This is a genomic window from Flavihumibacter petaseus NBRC 106054 (assembly GCF_000974785.1).
Lineage (GTDB): Bacteria > Bacteroidota > Bacteroidia > Chitinophagales > Chitinophagaceae > Flavihumibacter > Flavihumibacter petaseus.
Genome location: NZ_BBWV01000008.1, coordinates 1 through 23,153 on the forward strand (window position 1 = coordinate 1; position 23,153 = coordinate 23,153).

The following is a 23,153-nucleotide window of genomic DNA, read 5'->3' on the forward strand; positions in this document are numbered from 1 at the left end:
ATATCTCCTGAAACATTTTTCAGGCATATGCGCACACGCGAATCATTACCGGTACAACATTACTTGTGTAATTAATATTCTGTTACTTTCTCCTGAAGTCGGTATAATGCTCCTGGCCCTGTCCAGCGTCGGCTTAACCACAACGATACTCTTTCCAGCCCTGGTGGCCTTCGCTAAAAGCGTATCAGGAGTACGCCATTATTAATTGCTGCCGATACATTCCGTTTATGGGTTGACGGTGACGCTATTGGCACCTTTGCTATTGGTTCCACTTATTACAGGGAGGTAACAATGCCAGTTATTAGATAAAACTGCATGACAGCCCCATGGATAAATCGCTTTGTTTTTGAAAGAGAATGTAGGGCCCTCATCAACTATCATTGTTTCCATACATTCCAATCTGATTCATGGTCCCGAATGGATGCCTGATAAAATCTGACAGTTTGGTCTAAACTCCAATGTGATGAAGTATGAATAGATGTGAGATGGCCCTGGCTATATTGACTGATATCGTTTTGAAGTGTACAGAAGGCAATGAAGACAATGAGTCCAACGTGTCTATTACTAGTTCAGTTATGATAAAGTTATGAAGAAGACAATGTGTTAAGTAGATAGCTACTACCAGCTGAAGGCAGTTGTAATGGAAAGTGTAGAAAGAATAAGGCCTGTTTGTTGAGAATAAAAAAGCCGGCATAAAGCCGGCTTTAATCTTATTGTAGGTTGAGCTATTAATAGTCGCGTCCACCGCCACCGTAGCCACCACGGCTTCCACCGCCGTAACCACCGCCACCGCGGTTACCACCACCACCGTAGCCGCCACGGCTTCCGCCGCCACCGCCACCGTAGCCACCACGGCTTCCGCCGCCACCGCCACCGAAGCTCTTCTTCTTGAAGCCGCCGCCACCGCCGCCGCCTTCACGGGGTTGTGATTCATTCACTACGATGCTACGACCTTGAACTTCTGTGCCATGCAAAGCAGAAATTGCTGCATTGCCAGCTTCAGAGTTGCTCATTTCAACAAATCCAAAACCTTTACTACGGTTGTTGTTGAATTTGTCGGTAACAATTTTTGCAGAGAGAACTTCGCCATAAGGGGCAAACAAATCCTGCAGATCCTGCTCAGTAAGATCCCAACTGAGATTTCCAACGTAAATGTTCATTTTCTTAATTTTTTTGAACCATTATAAAACCCATTAATGAAGCACAGTGTAACAAAAAAGCCAGAAAATCATTTACCTTGAAACGCTCTGGGAAGTCTGAAACTGTAAAGATCATTATGGCACCATAACGAAGATAATAAAATTGTTTTGAATCATACAAATTCCTATATAAACAAATATGCCCGGATTCTAATCCGAGCATATTCAGGTATTTAGTTATCGTTTTCCGGTTCGCCAGATCACTCTGCCACGACGTCGAACACCAATTCCGTATTTTTACCATTACCGAAATCGATAGTGGCTTTGTACTGACCCAGTTCCTTTACTTCGTCATTCAGGTGGATCTTTTTCCGGTCGATATCATAACCACGCTGTTCGCGGATCGCACGGGAAATCTGCAGTGTAGTAATGCTGCCAAAGATTTTGCCGCTAGTTCCGGTTTTTGCACCCAGGCTGATAGGGCCTTCCTGGAGTTTGGCAATAACCTGGTTGATTTCAGCCATCATTTTCTCCTCTTTCTTACGCTTAACTTTCAGTTTTTCTTCCAGTTGCTTGAGGTTAGAGGGAGAAGCCTCAACTGCCAATTTCTTGGGGATGAGGTAGTTACGTCCATATCCGTTCTTTACAGCAACCAGTTCATTGGCGCCGCCCAGATTATCAACGTCTTGAATAAGAATTACTTGCATTGTTGTTTTTTAGTATCCCAAGCGCCCAATCCGTGAATGGATTCAGACTGTCTCTGCCGCGGGGGCAGATTAGGGAATGGTTACTAGATAGTGATTATCAGTTGCTTATTTCAACAAGTCCGTTACATACGGCAAAATGGCCATTTGACGGGCCTTCTTTACTGCTTCTGCAACCTTACGCTGAAACTTCAGGCTGTTACCTGTAATACGACGGGGCAACATTTTGCCTTGCTCGTTCAGGAACTTTTTCAGGAATTCACCGTCTTTGTAGTCGACATACTTAATGCCATACTTCTTGAAACGGCAGAACTTCTTTTCGCGCTTTTCGGTTTTGATCGCGGTCAGGTACTTAATTTCATTCTTTGCCATGATTAAGCCTCCACTTTTTCGTTACCGGTTGGTACGCCTGTTCTCTTTTTCCTGTTGTACTCGACGGCGTATTTATCGAGTGCGGTGAACATGTGACGCAGGACATTGTCGTCACGAAGAAGCTGGATCTTGAGCTTCTCATTGAAGTCGGATGGCGCATTGTACTCCGCAACCCAGTACAAACCAGTGGTTTTCTTCTGGATGGGATAGGCCAGTGATTTCAGTCCCCATGGCTTGGAATTCACTACCTCGCCACCGTTTGCGGCAACCAGGTCGATGAATTTTTTCTGAGCTGCTTTGTAGTCCTCTTCGCTCAGAACCGGGGTAAAAATCACCATCAATTCGTAATTGTTCATGAAACCCTTTTTGGTGAATTAAAAATTATTTGGGGGGCAAAGGTAAGTAAAAATGGCGAAAGACCAGCTGCGACAAGGTTTTTTTGCCATCAGAACGGGAAGCCGATGGCAATGTTGAGAATCAGGTTTTCTCGTCTCCAATCGGCATCTCCAAAGTTTATACGGTCAAAAACCCAACGCTCACCCTCTGGTAACCAGGGTTTTCTGAACGGAAAGGCGACGTCAAACCTGACAATCAGGATAGAAGCATCTGCACGGAGTCCGATTCCTCCTCCAACGGCGGTTTCCGCCAGAACGGACCCCCAATTGAATTTGGCCCCGGGTTTTCCCTCTGTTTCCCGGAGAAGCCAGATATTTCCAGCATCAACAAAGGCTGCAGCCTGCAGAATGTTCACCAGTTTCATCCGTATTTCAGTGTTCGCTTCGAGCTTGATGTCACCCGCCTCATTTGCCGTATAGCTGCTCAAAAGACTCTTATAGGTGCCGGGGCCCAGTGTCCGGGCACGGAATGCCCTCAGGCTGTTGCTGCCCCCAATAAAGAACTGTTTTACAAATGGCAGCGAATAACTGTTCCCATAGGAATATCCATAACCAAGATACAGCCGGTTAGCCCAGATCAGTTTTCTGGAAAGCCTGTTGTAATACCTTGCGTCGCCATACACCCGCCAGTACTGGGCAAAATCTCTTCCAAACAGGTATTTCTTCCCATCATCTTTTTTCTTTTTTAACACGCCCAGTATATTTCCGGCTATATCAGCATTGAGTGTAATAAAAAAGCTGTTTTTCCGGTTCTTAACCTGGTTATTAAATGTCCATGTATAATTACCGCCTACGATAAACTGCTTTTCCATGGATTGGCGCAGGCTCGGATCATTATCGAGCATTTTCTGGAACTCCGGTGTGATATTGCTGGGCAATACATAGGAGATCGAAATCGGATTAAATGCGTGATCAATATAGGGTGACTGCCGCCAGATATAACCATATTGCAACGTGATGCTGTTCAGGTTATATAAACCCGGTCTGCTCAGCAATTCATATCCTGCACTTATCCGCGTTCTTGGAACATAGGGTTTCCGCGGGTTGATGGTGATCCCCGGTATATAGATTTTGGGAATACTGATTGCGAGTTCCGCATCAATGGTATATCCGTTGGTATTGGCCTGATTCACTTTCTGACCACCCACCTGCCAGTCGAAACCCGCTGCAAGCTTGAACTCCAGTCTGTTTGCACGCCTGAGCCAGTTGCGGTTCAGTGTAGTCATTTTCACCTGTGAGCCGACGGTGTTATTTGATTTCGAACTGCCTGTCAGCTCAAACTGGAGCCCATACTGCGGATTTGGCGTCAGGAAAAACCTTGCGTTCAAATGATTGCTATCCAGTCCTGTGGTGAATTGCCCTTTCACAAACTTGAAAGTTCCCAGGTTCATCAGCCGCTGAAGCGTGATATCATGAGCACTGAGCGTGTACAGGCTGTCTTCCTTCAAAAACACGCTTCTTTCAAATACGTTGGGAAGAAACAGATGGTCCGGATCCACTACCTTATAGGTGCCCATATCCAGTTCAGCACTATTCCGGACCAGGGAGTCTTTTTCAAGTGTGTATCCGGGATATATGATCACATTTTCCATCCGGTAGGGAATCCTTGCAGACGAAGGCGTTTCTTTTTTTATCTGGAGAAAGAGATCAACTTTTCCCTGGTGGTTCGTATCTATCTCAAACAACAGGTGATCGGCATTGAAATAATAGAAACCTTTTTCCTTTAACCGGGCATTGATTCTGTCCCTTTCTGTTTTGATCCTGTCGAGCCTGTAGATACGGCCCGGTTTCAGAATCGACTTTGCTTTTGTATCCAGGATTGCCTGCCCCAAAACACTACTATCCATTTCGTACACTACATTTCGAAGGGTATAACGGGTACCTGGCTCAACCGAATATCTCACTGAAGCCTTTTTCCCGGATTCATTCACCTTTTCCCAATGCAACTGCGCCTGGAAATATCCATTGTCCTCAATATAGTGTTGCAGAATCTCCGATGTATACTCCTCTTTTACTTTGCTGTACAGTACCGGCGCTTCACCCCACTTTTCCCGTAACAGGTAATTCAGTCCTTTTCCCTTGGGCTTGTTTCCCAGGTTATATAACCAGAGTTTAATGGGCATTCCCAAAAACCTTCGGTTCGGTTTTGGCCGTAAACGTTCATTCATGCCATCTTCCAGGTTGCCATAATCCTTTGGTTTGTCTCCCTTCCATTTGATTTTGCTTCCGGTATACAGCTGATCACCTTCAGGCACGGCGCGGGTAGTGCTGCAGGAATACAGCATACAAAGTGATGCAATAATGACAGCCAAATGTTTCATTTTTTTCTTTTCGCCTCCTGTTCTCTCTTTTTCAATTCGATTTCTTCCTTCGATTTCCGGAATATCTCTTTAAAAGTGTTGAAGTCCATTACCAGCATAAAGGTCACTCCCGTCTCAATGATCTGACCCTGCAGAATGGCATCTGTCTGATTCCTTTGGAACGCCCGCAGTTTATACCGGCCATCACGGCTAAGCGCATAGTCAACTGTGATATCACCGATCAATGCGCTCGCGTTCCCCGGTGTATTTCCGGCAATTCCAATATTAGACCCCACGGCAACAGTTAACCGGTCATTGAACATGGATTTGGATGCGCCGACATTTAGCGTTGTCCGTTCTGATTTTGATCCGGTGGAGTAATCTTCTTCCGACTGCAGGTCAAAATTCAGATCCACACCTTTGATCAGATTGGCTGCAAGGTTGTTTAATTGTTGAGAAAGGATCTTGCTTACACTTTGCCTGGCAGCATCACTTACCGTGTTTCCTGCTCCGCTGTTCATACTTGCCAGCGGATCTTCGGAGATGAATGTTTGTAAAACGAGTAATCCCATAACCTGCTTGTTCAGCTGGGATTCTATATTGTTGATCTGCTTGATCCTGGTGTAAGGTGCTCCGTTGAAAATACTGCGGTCCTTTTCCGGCATGTCAAGCCTGAAACTGATACTGGGTTTCAGCAGCTTGTCTTTAATCATGAGGTAGACTTCCACCGGTATCCGTTGATTATACTGCCTCTTATTAGTAGTTGCGCTGGTGATCTGATCACCAATAAGATCAATAGCAGGTGCGCGAACATCATACCGGGCAGTAATATCCAGTTCGGCTCCGGTTGCATCGCCATCCCAGGTGATATTACTACCTTTCTCTACTGCAAACGACCTTTTGATCAGCTGGTTCAGTGACATCTCATATTTCCCTTCCTCAATTTCATACCTGCCAGTCAGGCTCATCTTACTGCTGGGGTCAATGGTAAGGTTAAGATTGGCACTTCCTTTTGCCTCAAGGAAATCTCCGTTGACAGGATCTATAATAATGGTAATTGTTGATGTTTTGGTCACATGAATTCCAGCAGAAAAATCCATGCCCCTGATCTTTGCTTTTCGAATGGCGAGGCTGTCTGCGTTCTTTTCGAGCAATGAAGAATCAACAGGATTAGACCGGTTAACAAAAACGATCACACCATCCCTGTCTTCAATGCCCGGTTCGTCATCGGGAATTGTTACGGTGAGTTGTGATTTATCTCTCAGTGTCACATCCATGTCGATGACCGGAAGGTCAAGATCGCCGGTTACACTGATACGGCTATCAATGAATGCGGGGCCATAAAACTCCTGGTCATTGTTTACTTTAGGTCCGACAGCCATGAAATTATCCGTGTTTACCTTAAGATCAAATGCGTAGTCAGTATAATCTGTTGTCCGGATCCTGCCATTGATAGTGGTTGTTCCATCGAGACTATCCTTTACAATAAAGTTGTTGAAAATGATTCCGCTTTCATCAAATTGCAATTTGTCGTCAGGAAAGCGAAGTGTAGCATTTACGAGCGTGATATTAGCCTGTGCATCATGAAATGCAAGTTCTCCGGCAACCTTTGGTTTGTCTGCGGGGCCGGTTATGGTAAGATTGCCGGCGGTATATCCTTTCATCCTGGTAGCTTTTCCCATGGCAAAGGGCTCCAGACTTGAAAGATTCAATCTTTTCATTGCGACGTCGAACTGCAATTCCTTTGCATACTGCCCGGTTACCCGAACATCGTTGGCATTACCAGTAAGAGCTGCCTCAACCTGGTAGGTACCTGCTTCAGGAGAATTCATTTTTACAGAAAGGTCTCCCACAGCGATATTCTGTACTACGATGTCCGTTACCTGCAGATCAGCCTTTATCGTCATCGCACTATCCAGACCCGCCAGATCGGCCTGGCCATTGATAAGCGCTTCGGCAAGTGTCGTATCCTGGCCCAATACGCCTGTTATGGTTGATAAGCGAAAATCCCTGAGTTTTATATTCAGTGGCGGCAGCTGTTTGCCACTGATTGCTCCTGATGAGATCGTCAACTCCTGGCCAGCAGACAATAATTGAAGATCAGCCTGGGTGATACCATTATTTCTGATGGCAATGAAGTTCTTGTCTCCCGTACTGAAAGGTGTTTTGTTTAAGAGGAGATTTCGCGCAAGCCGCAGGTCATATCCGCTATCCTTCAGAATATCCAGTATCCCCGCAACATAATATTTCTCCTGATCTTTATTGTCATCCATTCGTACTCCCCAATTCACTGAGCCTTCAGCTGCCCGGGCAAGCAGTTGGGTACGATAAAGTGGAAAAGAAGGATGCCGTAACGAACTGATCATCGCATTAATTCCCAGTGAATCGCGGTTGGCAATCAAACTAAGGCGGGTGGTATCGATACGGATGCTGTCGTAACTGAAACCAACCACGTAAGCGTTGGCCGTAACCAGTACGCTATCGGTATTCACATGGGCCTGAACATCCAATGGCTGATTCATCACCAGTCCTGGCGATAGCGCTTTGAGGCTTTTCGGCCAGTACAACGATGCATTAAGGTTAAGATCCTGGTGAGTCTGTGTATATTTTGATATACTGTCTTTTCCATTTTTAGAAAGGTGTTGCTGAACGATTGCCTGTGCGGCGCTTAAAATCGTGGTATAGTCATAGTCTCCGGTAGCATCTGCATAACCAAATGGGCTTTCCAGTCGGATGTGTTGAATTCCGGAATCGGCCTTTGCGAGAATTTTTATACTATCCAGACTATATATATTGGAAGCATCCGCCATCTGTATTGCTGTAGCAAAAACCTGCCCTTCCAATGCGCGGGGTTTGGTGTTCTTCACATTCACCATGAAATTTCCTTTGACCACGAATGGTGAGGTACTCATTCCTATAGCCATCAGGTCAACCCGATCAACCTTTATTGCGCCTGAAACGGTAGGATATTTGTCAGTGATATTGCCGGTAAGGTCAATGCTCGCCTGAAGATTCGGATCGTCGCTTTTTACTGTTGCTTCATAGCTGCCCTTGGCCAGCTTTCCTGTCATCGAAAGATGCTGGTACTGATAACCCTGAAAATCAGCAGACCGGATTCGTATGGCTCCGGCGGCATCAATTGCCTGCAGCGCATAGCCCCTGCCTTTTACATTACCAGTGGCAACGACGCGGCCTATCGAAGTATCCCGAATCCATTTCCCCAGGTCCATGTCCAGTTGCCGCAAAGTGACATCATATGTGGCCCTGATGCTATCCGTGAAATTGGCCACTTTCCCTTTCAATGAAAGGTTGCCAAAAGTTGAAATCAGTTGAAAGTCTGTTGCGGCGGATTGCATATTTCCGTTAAGGCTTCCGGATGCCTGCAGGCTGGCCGGAATCGCGATATTGCCGGGGATGGTGTTCTCAGGCAACCATGACCGGACCGCCTGGTCGCCTGAACGGATATTGAAATGGCTCAAGGCCACCTGGATCCTTTTCGGATCAGTAACCTGCGCGATATTGCCGGTCAGGGTAATATCATTACCGGCATTGTCGCGGAAGTGAAGCTGACTGATGGCGAGCGAATTAAGGGTTCCGCCGATCCGGCCACTTAGGTCGACTTCTTTATTCCAAAGTTTTTTGAATTCAGGCCGATTGCGAAATTCCGGAATAAAATAAAGGGCCTCAGCAAGCACGAGGTGGGTATTCTTCAGATCGGCAATGATTCCCAGGGCATCCAGATTGCTGCTCAGCTTGTCCCAGCCCGGTCCGCTTATGCCGATCTGATCGGCAATTCTGCTTTTGTTAGTTTCCAGCAACAGGTTATCCAGGCGGATCACTGAATCACTGTAAACAATGTCTGCATGAGCATTGCGTACAGTGAAGCCGCTTTTATCAGTCACCTGCAGTTGTTCAAGAATGGCAGTGATCCCTGCCGGCGTGAACCTGAAATCCCTGACCGATACCTGCAAAGGTGAAAGATGGAAATGGGATGCATCAAAAGCCCCGGGAAAGCGGCCAACCGGCGACTCCAGGTTGTCCATCTTAAAGCTGCCTGAATTGATATGCAGCGCCGGCGATTGAATGACCCAGGTATTGGCGCTGGTATCCACCACCTTTGCAGTGTCAAGCCCTTTGTTCATCACCACGAACCCCTGGGGAGCTTCAAGGTCAATAAATCCACCATTGACCGAAGTTTTTGCGAGGTCGATTCCGGCAAGTTTGAGAGAAAGTGATTTAGCCTTCCACCCGGTACGGATACCAGATCCGTTATCACCATAAAGTAAAGTCGTGTTCTGCAGGTTGATCAGCTTTGACCTGATTACCAATGAGACTGCTCCGGTATCCGACTTGCTGGCTTCTTTATCTGGAACACGGTAATCCTGCAGTATTACAGCCGCCAGGCCGTCGCTTTTCAGTTCTCTGAGATCCAGTGTATTAGTCTCCAGTTCGATCGTCTGAAAGCGTAAATGCAGGAGATCCCACCTTACGGTTGCATTCATTCCACTTTTGTTATCGCGGTAAATGACCCTGAATTTTCTCAGGTCAATATTGCGGATATCTATCGCCAGCGATTCTGTAGTATCTTTTGTTAGCGTAACGCTGTCTTTAGTGGCAAAGGCATCAGCTACAAACTGGTAATTCATTTCTCCCGACGGCAGAGAATAGGCATTTAACAGTACATCTTCCCAGTCCACCCGGTGCACCAGTAACTTGTTCCGGAGCAGTTCAATGAGATCATAGTGAACTTTCAGCGACCGGCTGAAAAGAAGTGCTTTTCGCTGTTTATCTGCTATATAAACCCCGTCGAGTTCAAGGTGACTGAACCAGGTGATTCTGATACCTCCGATTCGCACCGGCGTCTGAAGTTTTTCGGCGAGATACCTCTCGGCTTTGCCCCTGATCAATTGTTGAACGGGATCTGTTTGAAGGGCAATTAACAGCAGGAAGGGCAGCGCCAGCAGGCAGACAAGGGTAATCAGTATCCATTTGACCCATTTCGGGAGCCGGGGTGGATATAACCTGATTACTTTCAATTGATTTACTTGTTGTTATACTTCAAAAATAAACCTACACAGTGGATTGGGAAACTAAAATAATTCTGTCAGAAATTGGGCCGGTCTGCCATTTTAGCTGTTTTAGCCCCATTTTTCCGCTAATGGCACCCCGTTTGAGCCGAGCCTGATGGACTAAAAACTATTCCGGTATGCAAAAAGGCAGCATCCGTGTACAAACGGAGAATATTTTCCCCATAATCAAAAAATTTCTCTACAGTGAACATGATATTTTCATCAGAGAACTTGTTAGTAACGCTGTAGACGCCACGCAGAAGCTCAAAACGCTCTCCTCGATCGGTGAAGCAAAAGGCGAGCTCGGCGACTTATCCATTACGATCAGTCTTGACTCAGCTGCAAGAACTGTAACCATTTCTGATAAAGGAATCGGTATGACGGCTGAAGAGGTTGACAAATACCTCAACCAGGTTGCTTTTTCGGGAGCCGAAGAATTTTTGAATAAATACAAAGGGCAGAACGAAAACAATATAATCGGTCACTTTGGTCTTGGTTTCTATTCCGCTTTCATGGTGAGTGACAAAGTTACAGTAGTTACCAAAAGTTTCCGGGATGCTCCGGCCGTTCGCTGGGAATGCGATGGCAGTCCCGAGTTCACGCTTGAGGAAGCCGAAAAGACTGACAGAGGTACCGATATTATCCTGCATATCAATGATGAAAGCAATGAATTCCTCGAAGCTGACCGGATCAAGTCGGTATTGAACAGGTTTTGCCATTTCCTTCCCGTACCGATTTTCTTTGAAGGTGAACAAATCAACCATCCTTCCCCGGCATGGACCAAAAAGCCCAGCGACCTCACGGCAACGGATTACCAGGATTTTTACAAGGAGCTTTATCCCTATAACGAACCGCCGCTATTCTGGATCCATTTGAATGTTGACTACCCGTTTAACCTGACCGGAATTCTTTATTTCCCCAAAATCAAGCAGAGTTTCGAGATCCAGAAGGACAAGATCCAGCTGTACAGCAACCAGGTATTTGTAACCGACGAGGTAAAAGACATCGTACCGGAATTCCTGATGCTGCTCCAGGGGGTAATCGATAGTCCGGATATTCCCCTGAACGTCAGCCGCAGTTACCTGCAGGGGGATCCCAATGTGAAAAAGATCAATAATCATATTACCAAAAAGGTAGCCGACAAACTTGAAGAGATCTTCCAGAACAATCGCAAAGAGTTTGAGGAAAAATGGGAGAACCTGGGATTGTTCGTGAAATATGGAATGATGACGGACGACAAATTCCTGGAGAAAGCCGAAAAATTCCATATCATGCAGGATACGGACGGTTCCGCCTGGTATACATTGGAGGAATACCGGAAAGCCACGGAGGCTTTACAGAAAAACAAAGAAGGTAAACTGGTGATCCTGTACAGTACCGAACCTGTACAGCAAAACGGATTTATTAAAGGAGCTAACGCTAAAGGTTATAAGGTCGTCAAGCTGGAAACAATTGTTGATGCTGCATTTATCAACCAGATGGAAATGAAGTGGAACGATGTTCACTTTGTAAGGGTGGATGCAGATATCGCTGATAACCTGGTTGACAAACAGGATGCAGTAGCCTCTGTATTGAACCAGGATCAGGAAGAAAAGCTGAAACAGTTGTTCAGCCAGACGGGAGAGGGTGTTCACTTGACCGTGGAGGTTAAAGGACTGAGTCCTGATGCTGCGCCGGTCGTTGCTACACGCCCCGAATTCATGCGTCGTATGAAAGATATGGCCGCAGTGAGCGGGCCAATGGGAAGTTTTTATGCCAACATGCCCGATGAAGTGTTATTGACGGTGAATGGCAACCATTCCATCTTTCAAAAGATACTGGCTGATGGAAATGGCGTTCATCAGGAGAAACTGACCCGTAACCTGGCAGATCTTGCCCTTCTCTCTCAGGGACTTCTGAAAGGAGGTGCATTGACAAATTTTATTGAGAGAAGTGTTGAGCTGATCAGCGGAGAACAGTAATAGATACTACCAATTTTCTTATAAATTCAACGCAGCCGGAAACAATCGGCTGCGTTTTTTATTCTGCTTTAGCTGCCGCCTCGTGTCTGCGCATATCCATTACCCTCAGCTGTAAGTGTTTATTGCCGTTCCATTCATTTTCTTCCAATGTGAAAACGACATCCACCGGCTCTCCGGATTCCAGTAAATGAAATTTAGGGGCCATACCGAAGCCTATTCCGGAAAACAGGATATTTCCCTGTACAAGGCTGAATTTGATGTGTTGTTCTTTCACTACTCTTGACCATCCATTGTTCCGGACATTCCGGGCAAGCCAGATTGGTTTGGAATTTTCCGGGCCAAAAGGTTCCATCTGCCGGACAATATTGAAAAATGCTGGTCTGATATCCGTAAACCGTAATTCGGCATCAATGGTAATTTCCGGTATGAGCTGTTCGGCGGAGATGGTCGCGGCTACTACCGATTCGAATTTTTCGGCAAACGCCGGTACAGCTTCCGGGAGCAGGGTCATGCCAGCTGCAGCGAAATGTCCACCATAGCCAATAAGGTACTCCCGGCAGGCGTGGATGGCTTCGTACAGATTAAAGCCGGCGACACTGCGTGCGCTGCCGGAGACAACTTCACCACTTTGAGTCAATACGATGGTCGGCCTGTAGAACCGGTCTATCAGCCTGGAGGCCACAATGCCTACAACACCCTTATGCCAGTGCGGCTGGAAAACGACTGTCGATTTCTTCACGCCGGCTTCCATTTCGGTGCCAATCATAGCCAGGGCTTCTTCCGTAATCAGGAAGTCGGCCTCCTTGCGGTCATCGTTATGGGAATGCAGCCGTGTAGCTATTGCCGAGGATTTGACGGGATCTTTTTCAATGAAGAGCTGAACGGCCAGCCGGGCATCATCCATCCGCCCCGCAGCATTCACTTTGGGCGCGATCACAAAAACCAGGTTGTTGACCTGTAAGGGCTGTCCGAGTAAACCGGCAATTTCCAGCAGGGCGCGGATTCCGGGGTTGGGATATTCGCTTACCCGTTTTAAACCGTACCAGGCAAGGATCCGGTTCTCACCAGTGATGGGTACGATATCCGCCGCTATAGCGGTAGCTACCAGGTCCAGGTAATATAAATAATATTCGTCCGGCATGCCGAGGTGCCGGCAGAGCGCCGTGATCAGTTTGAATCCTACTCCACAGCCGCAAAGCTCCTTATAGGGATAGGGGCAATCGGCCTGTTTGGGGTTCAGGATGGCAACCGCCGGTGGAAGCACCTCATCGGGAAGATGGTGGTCGCAAATGATAAAGTCTATACCAATATCCCGCGCATGTTGCACCAGGTCGGCAGATTTGATGCCACAGTCCAGTGAAATGATCAGGGTTGTGCCGATAGAAGCGGCGAAATCAATTCCCTGTTTCGAGACGCCGTAGCCCTCCCGGTAACGGTGGGGGATATAATATTCGAGCCGGTCGGATTCATAAACCTGCAGCAGGAACTGGTACAGGCTGGCAACCGCAGTGGTTCCGTCGACATCATAATCGCCATAGACCAGGATCTTTTCGCGGTTTTGCAGGGCCTGCATGATCCGGGTTACGGCTTTGTCCATATCCTTCATCAGCCAGGGGTCATGCAGGTCTTCCAGCCTTGGCCGGAAATACGATTTCGCCGTATTGTAATCCAGGATATTTCGTTGCACCAGCACCTTGCAGATGGTAGGGCTGATGCCGAGTTTTTCGTGCAGGGCGGCTACCGCGGAAGGATCGGCCGCTAATAATTTCCAGCGCTTTTCCATGTCCGTTAATATTTTCGGTCGGTGGTGTACCGGACCAGGTCTTCAAGCGCCGCCCGGGATGGCGATTCAGGAAATTCATGCAGGATCGAAAGTGCTTCGTCCCGGTACTGGAACATTTTCTCTGTGGCATACCGGATTCCGCCAGCTTCTTCAACCTGGCGGATGACAGCTTTGACTTTTTCCGTATTCCGGTTATGGTTTTTGATTGTATTGATGATTTGTTTCCTGGTAGCGGCGTCCGCCCTGTTCAATGTGTAGATCAGGGGTAAGGTAAGTTTTTTTTCCTTGATATCGTTCCCGGTAGGTTTCCCTACCGCCTCGGAACCATAATCAAAAAGATCATCCTTGATCTGGAAGGCAATTCCTACTTTTTCACCGAAAACCCGCATTTTGTCAGCCTGGGCTTCATCGTTATTGGCGGAAAATGCACCGGCTGCGCAGGATGACGCCAACAGCGAAGCCGTCTTGTTGCCGATAATTTCAAAGTAGATGGATTCGTCCAGGTTGAGGGTTCTGGATTTGTCGATCTGCAGGAGTTCTCCCTCACTCATCCTTTTCACTGCTTCCGACATTATCTGCAGGATCCGGAAGTCGTTGTTGTCAAGCGACAGCAGCAAGCCTTTGGCAAGGAGGTAATCGCCCATCAGCACGCTGACCTTGGTCTTCCAAAGGGCATAAGTGGAAAAAAAGCCCCTCCTTTCCAGTGACTCATCTACAACGTCATCATGCACCAGTGAGGCTGTATGGAGGATTTCCACCAAAGAAGCGGCCCGGTAGGTGGCGTCCGTTACCCCGCCGGCGACCTTGGCTGAAAGCAGTACAAACATCGGCCGCATCTGTTTTCCCTTCCGTTTGACTATAAAAGAAGTGACGCGGTTGAGCATGGGTACCTGGCTTTGAACCGCGGTTTTAAATCGGCTTTCAAATATCTCCAGTTCTTCGGTTATTACTGATTGTGGTATTCGCATGCTTTTTGATAACCCGGGCAAATTACTACAATGCGGGTCATTTTCCAGCAAACAAAAGAATCCATAATATGTCTTGTTATTGATTATTATAGGGTTAAACGGCGTTTCAAGGCTTAATTTATTTGGTATTTAAATCCCAATTGATATTTTTGTTCTAGATTTTACACGTATCCTGTCAATTCATTAACCATTACTTATAAAATTTCATTATGGCAAACAAAAAATACACAGCACTTATTATAGGATTTCTGTGCTTGTTTGCGTCCAACTCGTTCGCCCAGGCTGTTTCGAGTTACGATGTGCAAGATTCCTCTTTGATACCCCGCAAAAGGCTTCCTCAGCACAACGAATTCATGAACAATGCCTATCCTTTTCCGGCTAAACCCCGCAACCAGTGGGAGATTGGCCTGAAGGGCGGAATGTTTACCGTTTTCGGGGACGTACCAGCCAAAGTGCCAACTTTTGGCGGTGCCATACATGTCAGGAAGGCACTTGGTTATGTTTTTTCGCTTCGCGGGGAGTTTATGTATGCTACCGGCAAGGGGCAAAACTGGAAGCAGCGTACGGCCGGACTTAGCACGGCGGCTAGGGCTGCAGGTTATGGTCAGCCGGGAAGGACAATGTTATATGACAACTACAAAACTGTGATGAAAGATCTCGACCTGACTGCGATCATATCGCTCCGGAATATACTTTTCCACCGCGCCGAAGTGAAGTGGGATATGTATGCGCTTGCAGGCGTGGGTATTTCCTGGTACAATACCAAGCAAAATCTTTTGGATGCTAACGGACAACCTTACGATTTTGCCAATGCTCCGATCAGCAATCCTAACGTATACAGCGACAGAAAGGAAACCAAGAAGCAGTTGAAGGACTTTATGGATGACACTTATGAGACCGCTGCTGAAACCGACGGCGAGGCGCGGTCTAAACTCGGAGACAATACGTTGAAGGCAAATGGTCATCTGGGACTCGGATTTCAATATAAACTGAGCAAAAAGATAAATATTGCGGTAGAGGATAAAATTACCTTCCTGAGATCCGATGATCTCGTGGACGGCCAGCGTTACCAGAACGTACGCACAGGTTCTACCAACAGTCCCTACGGCGGAGTGCTGACCCCAGATAACGATTCATATAATTTCCTTTCCGTAGGTATAAATGTAAATCTCGGCAAGAATGCTGTTGAGCCGTTGTACTGGATCAATCCCCTGGCCTATGCCTATAACGAGCTGAATGCGCCCAAGCATATGAAGCTTCCGAAACCGATCCTGGACGATGCTGACGGCGACGGCGTTACAGACCAGTTCGATCTTGAGCCCAATACTCCCCAGGGTGCTCCTGTAGACAGCCATGGTGTGAGCAAGGATACAGATGGTGATGGCGTGCCTGACTTCAAAGACAAGGAACTTATTACACCAACACAATGTCAGCCTGTTGATGCTGATGGTATCGGTAAGTGCCCTGAGCCGCCATGCTGTAAAGAACTCCGTGAGGGTGGATTTGGTGGACAGAAAAATGCATGTAACATCGGTGACCTGCCAAGCATCAGCTTCAAAGGTCGCTCTGTAAGCCTTGATAATGATGCGAAAGCTGTTCTTGCCAGCGTAGCCGAGAAAATCCGGAACAACGCTGATTGTAAGATTGCTGTAATTGGATACGGTGAATCCAGCAAGTCTGCCCAGCAGCTCAGCTGGGATCGGGTAAACGCTGTGATCAACTATCTCGTTGAAAAAGAAGGCATCAGCGCTGACCGCTTCATCTTCAAGTATGGCGAAGCAAATGGTGATCCGAACACGGTAGATCTCCGTGATGGTTCAGCCGAAGAGGGTCCGAATGCCGTTCCGGCACCGCACCCGAACTTGCGAAAGAAAGGTTAAATGGTTAATATTGAGAGAATTAAACCCCGCTCCGGCGGGGTTTTTTTTATATTTGGCCAAATCTGTTAACTTTGCCAGCCTTTATGAGATATATTCTGTTGTTGATTTCCGTTGTGCTGCTGGGTACCGGCTGCTCGAATTTTGCGAAGGTCCAGAAGAGCTCGGACGTAAATTATAAGCTCAGGATGGCAGATCAATATTTCGTAAAGAAGAAATACAATTATGCCCAGCAATTGTATGAGGAGCTCTTTCCATTAATGAAGGGGAGTGATAAGTTCGAGAACGTATATTACAACTATGCGTATTGCGCTTACAACCAGCGGGATTATATGAGCGCTGAGAACCTGTTCAAAGGCTTTACCGAAGTGTTTCCGACCAGCAAGCGGGCGGAAGAAATGGAGTATATGCGGGCATATACCTATTACAAGCAATCACCGAAAGTAGAACTGGATCAGACCAATACTTCCAGGACGATCGGATTGATGCAGGCGTTCATTAATACGCATCCGGGTTCTGAAAAGATCAAGGAGGCTACTGAGATCATTGATAAGTGCCGGATTAAACTGGAGATGAAAGAAGTAAAGAGTTGTGAGTTGTATTACAACCTTCGTCAGTATAAAGCTGCAGCAATTGCTTATACTAACCTGATGAACAACTACCCTGACTCCGACAAGAGTGATGAGTACAAGTTCCAGGTGATTCGTTCTTACTATGAATATGCAGCGCTTTCTGTCGATGAAAAGAAACAGGAGCGTTATGAGAAAGTGTTGGAAGAAATTAATGAATTTAACGACCGGTTCCCGCAGAGTAAACTGCAAAAGGATGTGACCCGGTTACAAACCATAGCACAAAACAATATTAAAGCAATAAAAAATGAGCAAGTTAAGACGTCAACTTAGTTCCAACACGAGCAACGTGGCGGAAGCAAAGAATCTGCTGGAGATTAAAGGCAGGACCGGCAATCTCTATGAGTCGATTGCGGTTATTGCAAAAAGGGCCAACCAGATCAATATTGTTCTGAAAGAAGAACTGCATAACAAACTCGAAGAGTTTGCTACGCATACCGACAGCCTTGAAGAAATTCATGAGAACAAAGAGCAGATTGAGATCTCAAGAGCTTATGAAAGAATGCCTAACCCTGCACTGCTGGCAACCCAGGAGTTTATGGAAGACAAAGTTTATTACCGGAAGAACGACGATAAACTGTTTAGCTGATTCCGGCCTGGAAGATATTTGTTAAAGCGACAGCCTTGCTGTCGCTTTTTTTATAATTTTAAAGCATGTTGCACGGAAAGAAAATCCTTCTTGGTATAACCGGGAGTATTGCTGCCTACAAATCCATTCTGCTGGTGCGTTTTCTGGTGAAAGCCGGCGCCGAAGTGAAAGTTGTGATGACACCGGCTGCAAAGGATTTTGTACCGGCGCTTACTTTGTCTACGCTTTCCCGGAATCCTGTAGTAACTGATCTCTTTCAGGATAATGCCTGGTCTAATCACGTAATGCTCGGGCGCTGGGCGGATCTTTTCCTGATCGCCCCCCTAAGTTGCAACACACTCGCAAAAATGGCAGGCGGCCATTGTGATAACCTCCTTTTGGCCACCTGGCTCTCTGCTACCTGCCCCGTATGGGTAGCGCCGGCAATGGATGCTGATATGTGGAAACATCCTGCTACTATCCGTAACCTTGAAACCGTTCGTTCCTTTGGTAATAAAATTATTCCGGCAGCTTCCGGTGAACTGGCAAGCGGCTTATTCGGCGAAGGCAGGATGGCAGAACCTGAGGACTTGTTTGTGTTGATCCGGAATCATTTTGAAGGCAGCGGAACTCTCTCCGGGAAACAAGCGCTTGTTTCTGCGGGCCCCACTTTTGAACCGATCGATCCGGTGCGTTTCATCGGAAATCATTCCTCCGGTAAAATGGGGCTTGCCCTTGCCAATACACTCGCCACCAGGGGCGCAACCGTGCAGCTCGTACTGGGTCCTGGCGTACAGCCGCCGCAGCACCCTTCAATTATTGTAAGCAAAGTGCGTACAGCTGCGGAGATGTATGACAGGTGCCTGTCATTATTCCCTGCTGTTGATATCGCCATCATGGCGGCAGCCGTGGCTGATTTTTCTCCTAAAGAAACTGCTTCGGAAAAAATCAAAAAGAAGGATAACGGGCTTACTATCGAACTCCAAAAGACCCGGGATATCCTTAAAGAACTTGGCCGTCAGAAAAGGGAAGGACAATTCCTTGTTGGGTTTGCCCTCGAAACCAATAATGAAGAAGTCTTTGCCCGTGAGAAGCTATCTGGTAAGAATGCTGACCTGATCATCCTGAATACCCTTAATGATGAAGGAGCGGGGTTTGGACATGATACCAACAAAGTAACCATATTTGATCGCAACGGCGAACAAACGGCCTTCCCGCTGAAATCGAAAGAAGCTGTTGCAACAGATATTATTGATTATATCGTTAATAAACTGAATGCGTAGATTAATATCCATACTCTTGGTGTTTGCCCTGCTGGGTATTAACAACGCCCGGTCGCAGGAACTACAGGCCAAAGTGGTGGTGAATGCACAGCAGATCAGCACCAAGGTGGACAGGAAAGTTTTCGGAACCCTGCAGAACGCCCTGAACATTTTTCTGAACAACCGCAAATGGACCAAAGAAACGTATCAGCCGAACGAAAAAATTGTTTGCAACTTCCTCATCAATATCAGCAACGCAGCAGATAACAATATCTATACCGCAACCTTAACCGTTCAGGCTGCGAGGCCGGTTTACAATACCGCTTACCTGAGCCCCCTGGTGAATTATATGGATGAAGACCTCATGTTCCGTTACGTTGAGTTCCAGCAAATGGAGTTTAATGAGAACCGGGTCAGCGGTAATGATCCGCTGGTGTCAAATTTAACAGCAGTACTTGCGTTTTACGCATACATTATATTGGGTATTGATGGCGACTCTTTTTCGCTTCGCGGTGGTGACCCCTACTTTGTGAAGGCGCAGAATATCGTTACCAACGCGCCCGATAGCAGGGAAGTCGGCGGCTGGAAGGCGTTTGACAGCCAGCGAAACCGGTACTGGCTGATGGAAAACCTGACCAGTAACCGTTATACCCTGATCCATGATGCTATTTATGGTTACTTCAGACTGGGACTGGATCAGTTTTATGAAAAGGAAACAGAAGCCCGGAAGGCGGTACTTACTTCCCTTCAGCAATTGAACACGCTTAATGGCGAGGCGCCCAATTCCATGATCCTTCCTTTTTTCTTCCAGGGCAGGGCAGCAGAATTGTCCCGGATGTTTAAAAAGTCTCCGCCTGATGAAAAAAGCCAGGCGCTTGATATTTTATCAAGACTGGATATTACCAATTCCAACACTTACAAACAGGAACTGAAATGAAGGAGTGGTGCATAGTGTTGCTGGCGTTACTGGTTATAACAGGTTGCGGAAGGCAAAAAGAAAAATCACCTGCACTCAGTCGTCAACAGATGGTGCCGATCGTTTATGGACTTATGCTTGCCGATGAATACAGCCTTCAACGTTCCATAAAAGACAGCAGTCTTGTTGTAAAGGAATTTCGTGCAGAAAAATATCTGCAGGTATTCGACCTCAATAAGACGGATAGGAAAACATTTGTGGCCAGTCTGCAATATTATGAGGGACATCCCGATCAGCTCAAAGCGATTTTCGATTCTGTAGAAGCAGTAGCGACCCGCCGGAGATATGAAAAATATGCCGGCGAAAAACCTGCTCCGCTGAAAGACCGAAAGCCCAAAACTGTACCGGTAAAATAATGCCATATGAATAAGGTTGTATCCGGCGCCGATGCCGCGTTGGCAGATATATACGATAACGCCACAATAATGCTGGGCGGTTTTGGCCTTTGCGGAATTCCCGAGACCAGTATCAATGCGCTGGTGCGGAAAGGCGTTACGGGGCTTACCTGTATATCCAATAATGCAGGAGTGGATAACTTCGGTTTGGGGTTACTGCTGCATACCCGCCAGATCAGGAAAATGATGAGCTCCTATGTGGGTGAAAATGCTGAGTTTGAACGCCAGCTATTACAAGGGGAACTGGAAGTTGACCTGATTCCGCAAGGTACGTTGGCTACCAGAATTCAGATGGCCGGGATGGGCATTCCGGCATTTTTTACGCCCGCAGGGTATGGAACAGAAATCGCGGAGGGCAAGGAAGTTCGCGTTTTCGACGGGAAACACTACCTGATGGAATTAGCCCTGCACGCTGATTTTGCTATTGTAAAAGCGTGGAAGGGCGACCGTTATGGTAACCTGGTTTTCCGGAAAACAACACGAAACTTTTCCAGTGCGATGGCCAGGGCAGGAAACGTCACTATTGCAGAGGTAGAAGAAATTGTTGAACCAGGACAGCTTGATCCCGATCAGATCCATGTGCCAGGTATTTATGTGCATAGGATATTCTCAGGAGGGCCTTACGAAAAACGCATAGAAAAACGAACGACAAGATTATCAAAGGCAGAATAATTCGATCGTACCATGTTTACCAGCAAGGAATATTTAAGTGATGAACTCGGCGTTGATCCCGAGATCGCACGGTTTTTTGTGGACAGAAAAGTGCCGCAGAACAATATGTACTGGAAAGGTCGGCTGCTGTATGTGGCGAGGGGCACAGGGTATCTTTTCATACCACTGCTGGTCGATCTGATGTACAAAGCAGGGATCCCGAAAGGCGTGCTGCTGGAGACTGCCTATGTGCAGCAGATGGAGCAGATACTCGACCTGGCAGCCCGGTACGAGTATAAGGAAAAGACTTTTGAGGAACATATTGCAGAGATTGACGCGCTGGTTTTACCCGGGGCCAGGCAACAATGGCTGGTAGAAAATCTTCGTGTGTATTTCCGGCAGGAAGTTTTACATCCCGCCGCAGGCCTGGGTATTGATAATCCGCCCCTGAACAGGGGAGATGCTTTGTTGTACTGGTTTACCGCACTCGAAGCGCCGAAGGAAACAATAGAGCAACTGATCGCAGCGTGGTATGCACTTGTACCGGCATTTCTTTTATTGGATGACCTGGTGGACCTCAAGGAAGATCAGGAGAACAATGATGAAAATTCAGTTGCCCGGTATGGCTATAATTCATCAGGCGTCCGGGAAGCAATAACAGTATTGGAAGGGATGTTTGAAACGCTCGGGAGGTTGAATGCCCCCCTGGCAGTTCATCTCAACGATATTCTCGTCAGCAGTCTCCGAAAGCCATATTTTCAGCATATACTAAAAAATTAACGATGGCACTGGATAAGTTTGGTATTGCCCGCCGTATTGCCAGGGAATTGCGGGATGGTATGTATGTGAATCTCGGGATCGGAATTCCAACCCTGGTGGCCAACTATATTCCAGACGGCATGCATATTATGCTGCAAAGTGAAAATGGCATGTTGGGAATGGGACCTTATCCAGACGATGCGGAGATCGACGCAGACCTCATCAATGCCGGAAAGGAGACGGTAACCATCCTTCCCGGAGGTGCCTTTTTTGACAGTGCGGAAAGCTTCGGAATGATACGGGCAGGAAAGGTCGACCTTACTGTTCTGGGAGCGATGGAGGTCAGTGATGGCGGTGATATAGCCAATTGGAAGATTCCGGGCAAGATGGTAAAAGGAATGGGAGGGGCAATGGACCTGGTGGCCAGTGCCCGAAATATCATTGTTGCCATGATGCATACCAATCCGAAAGGCGAATCAAAGCTGTTGCCTTCCTGTACATTACCACTGACAGGCGTCGGCTGTGTGAAGAAAGTCGTAACCGAACTGGCTGTGCTGGATGTTGTTGCCGGGGGATTTTTATTGCTGGAACGCGCACCTGGGGTGGCGGTTGAAGAGATCCGGCAGAAAACAGCTGGTAGATTGATAGCTGCGGACGATGTGCCGGAAATGCAGTTTTAAGATGCAGTTAGTCGATCATGTTGTTCTTAACAGCGTAGAAGACAAGCCCTGCCGTATTCTTGGCGCCGAATTTCTCCATCAGCCTGTCTTTAATGGCTTCAACTGTCCTGGGACTTACTTCCATTTTTTGAGCGATCTCCTGGGCGGTAAACTCCATGCAGATATATTTGATCACATCTCTTTCCCGGTCGGTGAGGGTAACTTCACTGGCCAGATTGGGGACTGTTTTCTGTTTGGAATGTGATTTTTTGAGCAGGATCCGATTGACAAAATTGTTCAGGTAATAGCCTTTTTCAGCCACTTCCATAATAGCGCGGCGGATTTCCATCGGATCTGCGCTCTTCAGCAGGTAGCCATTGGCACCGATCTCCATCAGGTGACTCACAAAACGTTCGTCCTCGAACATTGTCAGCACAACAATATGGATAGTGGGAAACTGTTTGGCGATTTGCTTGGTAGTTTCGATGCCATCTTTGGTAGGCATGCGGAGGTCCATGAGGATAACGTCCGGCATTGACTCAGACAGTCCGTCGATAAGTTCCTGCCCGTTTTCAGCTTCCTGAACGAACTTGATATTGGTGAAAGGCCGGAGAGATAGGATAACACCTTTCCGGAAGATTTTGTGGTCGTCTGCAATAGCTACTTTAATTACAGTCATAGGATGC

19 protein-coding genes are annotated in these 23,153 nt (G+C 47.1%); 10 read left to right on the plus strand and 9 right to left on the minus strand.

Annotated features, from left to right (window positions below; translation table 11 throughout):
* Nucleotides 1–728: 728 nt before the first annotated feature.
* From rbp to FPE01S_RS24135, 6 genes are all read right to left on the minus strand, one after another.
* A complete protein-coding gene (gene rbp / locus FPE01S_RS24110; RefSeq protein ID WP_046371704.1) occupies nucleotides 729–1,160 on the minus strand; it encodes an RNA-binding regulator in 432 nt (143 codons plus the stop codon).
* A 239-nt stretch (nucleotides 1,161–1,399) separates the two neighbouring features.
* Nucleotides 1,400–1,846, minus strand: coding sequence for a 50S ribosomal protein L9 (gene rplI / locus FPE01S_RS24115; RefSeq protein WP_046371705.1), 447 nt, complete (start codon nucleotides 1,844–1,846; stop codon nucleotides 1,400–1,402).
* A 105-nt stretch (nucleotides 1,847–1,951) separates the two neighbouring features.
* Entirely contained in the window at nucleotides 1,952–2,215 is a 264-nt protein-coding gene (gene rpsR / locus FPE01S_RS24120) for a 30S ribosomal protein S18 (RefSeq protein ID WP_046371706.1), read from the minus strand.
* 2 nt (nucleotides 2,216–2,217) lie between these two features.
* Nucleotides 2,218–2,571 (minus strand): 30S ribosomal protein S6, encoded by a 354-nt coding sequence (gene rpsF, locus FPE01S_RS24125; protein WP_046371707.1) that lies wholly within the window; start codon nucleotides 2,569–2,571, stop codon nucleotides 2,218–2,220.
* An 89-nt stretch (nucleotides 2,572–2,660) separates the two neighbouring features.
* Nucleotides 2,661–4,931 carry a translocation and assembly module lipoprotein TamL gene (tamL, locus tag FPE01S_RS24130; RefSeq protein WP_046371708.1) on the minus strand — a complete coding sequence of 757 codons (2,271 nt, stop codon included), beginning with the start codon at nucleotides 4,929–4,931 and terminating at the stop codon, nucleotides 2,661–2,663.
* Nucleotides 4,928–9,946 carry a translocation/assembly module TamB domain-containing protein gene (locus FPE01S_RS24135; protein WP_046371709.1) on the minus strand — a complete coding sequence of 1,673 codons (5,019 nt, stop codon included), beginning with the start codon at nucleotides 9,944–9,946 and terminating at the stop codon, nucleotides 4,928–4,930. Before FPE01S_RS24135 ends, tamL begins: the two co-directional genes overlap by 4 nt.
* Before the next feature lie 170 nt (nucleotides 9,947–10,116).
* Here FPE01S_RS24135 and htpG point away from each other — a divergent pair, with 170 nt between their 5' ends.
* Nucleotides 10,117–11,940 (plus strand): molecular chaperone HtpG, encoded by a 1,824-nt coding sequence (htpG, locus tag FPE01S_RS24140; protein ID WP_046371710.1) that lies wholly within the window; start codon nucleotides 10,117–10,119, stop codon nucleotides 11,938–11,940.
* Nucleotides 11,941–11,998: 58 nt separating this feature from the next.
* Here htpG and recJ read toward each other — a convergent pair whose 3' ends face one another.
* Entirely contained in the window at nucleotides 11,999–13,723 is a 1,725-nt protein-coding gene (recJ, locus tag FPE01S_RS24145; RefSeq protein ID WP_046371711.1) for a single-stranded-DNA-specific exonuclease RecJ, read from the minus strand.
* A 5-nt stretch (nucleotides 13,724–13,728) separates the two neighbouring features.
* The gene (locus tag FPE01S_RS24150) at nucleotides 13,729–14,691 is read right to left on the minus strand and encodes a polyprenyl synthetase family protein (RefSeq protein WP_083990475.1); all 963 of its coding nucleotides are present in this window, start codon (nucleotides 14,689–14,691) and stop codon (nucleotides 13,729–13,731) included.
* 209 nt (nucleotides 14,692–14,900) lie between these two features.
* Here FPE01S_RS24150 and FPE01S_RS24155 point away from each other — a divergent pair, with 209 nt between their 5' ends.
* The 9 genes from FPE01S_RS24155 to FPE01S_RS24195 all read left to right on the plus strand — a co-directional run bounded on the left by FPE01S_RS24155 (nucleotide 14,901) and on the right by FPE01S_RS24195 (nucleotide 22,488).
* The gene (locus FPE01S_RS24155; RefSeq protein WP_046371713.1) at nucleotides 14,901–16,571 is read left to right on the plus strand and encodes an OmpA family protein; all 1,671 of its coding nucleotides are present in this window, start codon (nucleotides 14,901–14,903) and stop codon (nucleotides 16,569–16,571) included.
* An 83-nt stretch (nucleotides 16,572–16,654) separates the two neighbouring features.
* Nucleotides 16,655–17,470: an outer membrane protein assembly factor BamD gene (locus FPE01S_RS24160; RefSeq protein ID WP_046371714.1), complete on the plus strand. Its 816-nt coding sequence runs from the start codon at nucleotides 16,655–16,657 to the stop codon at nucleotides 17,468–17,470.
* The gene (locus tag FPE01S_RS24165) at nucleotides 17,445–17,786 is read left to right on the plus strand and encodes a DNA-directed RNA polymerase subunit omega (protein ID WP_046371715.1); all 342 of its coding nucleotides are present in this window, start codon (nucleotides 17,445–17,447) and stop codon (nucleotides 17,784–17,786) included. The genes FPE01S_RS24160 and FPE01S_RS24165 overlap by 26 nt, the downstream gene beginning before the upstream one ends.
* A gap of 65 nt (nucleotides 17,787–17,851) precedes the next feature.
* Nucleotides 17,852–19,048: a bifunctional phosphopantothenoylcysteine decarboxylase/phosphopantothenate--cysteine ligase CoaBC gene (coaBC, locus tag FPE01S_RS24170; RefSeq protein WP_046371716.1), complete on the plus strand. Its 1,197-nt coding sequence runs from the start codon at nucleotides 17,852–17,854 to the stop codon at nucleotides 19,046–19,048.
* Nucleotides 19,041–19,964, plus strand: a complete 924-nt coding sequence (porD, locus tag FPE01S_RS24175) for a type IX secretion system protein PorD (RefSeq protein ID WP_046371717.1) — start codon at nucleotides 19,041–19,043, stop codon at nucleotides 19,962–19,964. Before coaBC ends, porD begins: the two co-directional genes overlap by 8 nt.
* Nucleotides 19,961–20,359 (plus strand): DUF4296 domain-containing protein, encoded by a 399-nt coding sequence (locus FPE01S_RS24180; protein WP_083990477.1) that lies wholly within the window; start codon nucleotides 19,961–19,963, stop codon nucleotides 20,357–20,359. The genes porD and FPE01S_RS24180 overlap by 4 nt, the downstream gene beginning before the upstream one ends.
* Nucleotides 20,360–20,365: 6 nt before the next feature.
* On the plus strand, nucleotides 20,366–21,070 hold the full coding sequence (locus FPE01S_RS24185; protein ID WP_046371719.1) for a CoA transferase subunit A: 705 nt from the start codon (nucleotides 20,366–20,368) through the stop codon (nucleotides 21,068–21,070).
* A gap of 12 nt (nucleotides 21,071–21,082) precedes the next feature.
* Entirely contained in the window at nucleotides 21,083–21,829 is a 747-nt protein-coding gene (locus FPE01S_RS24190; RefSeq protein WP_046371720.1) for a hypothetical protein, read from the plus strand.
* A 2-nt stretch (nucleotides 21,830–21,831) separates the two neighbouring features.
* Nucleotides 21,832–22,488 carry a 3-oxoacid CoA-transferase subunit B gene (locus tag FPE01S_RS24195; protein ID WP_046371721.1) on the plus strand — a complete coding sequence of 219 codons (657 nt, stop codon included), beginning with the start codon at nucleotides 21,832–21,834 and terminating at the stop codon, nucleotides 22,486–22,488.
* Between the two features lie 7 nt (nucleotides 22,489–22,495).
* Here FPE01S_RS24195 and FPE01S_RS24200 read toward each other — a convergent pair whose 3' ends face one another.
* Nucleotides 22,496–23,146, minus strand: a complete 651-nt coding sequence (locus FPE01S_RS24200; protein ID WP_046371722.1) for a response regulator transcription factor — start codon at nucleotides 23,144–23,146, stop codon at nucleotides 22,496–22,498.
* Between the last annotated feature and the right edge of the window lie 7 nt (nucleotides 23,147–23,153).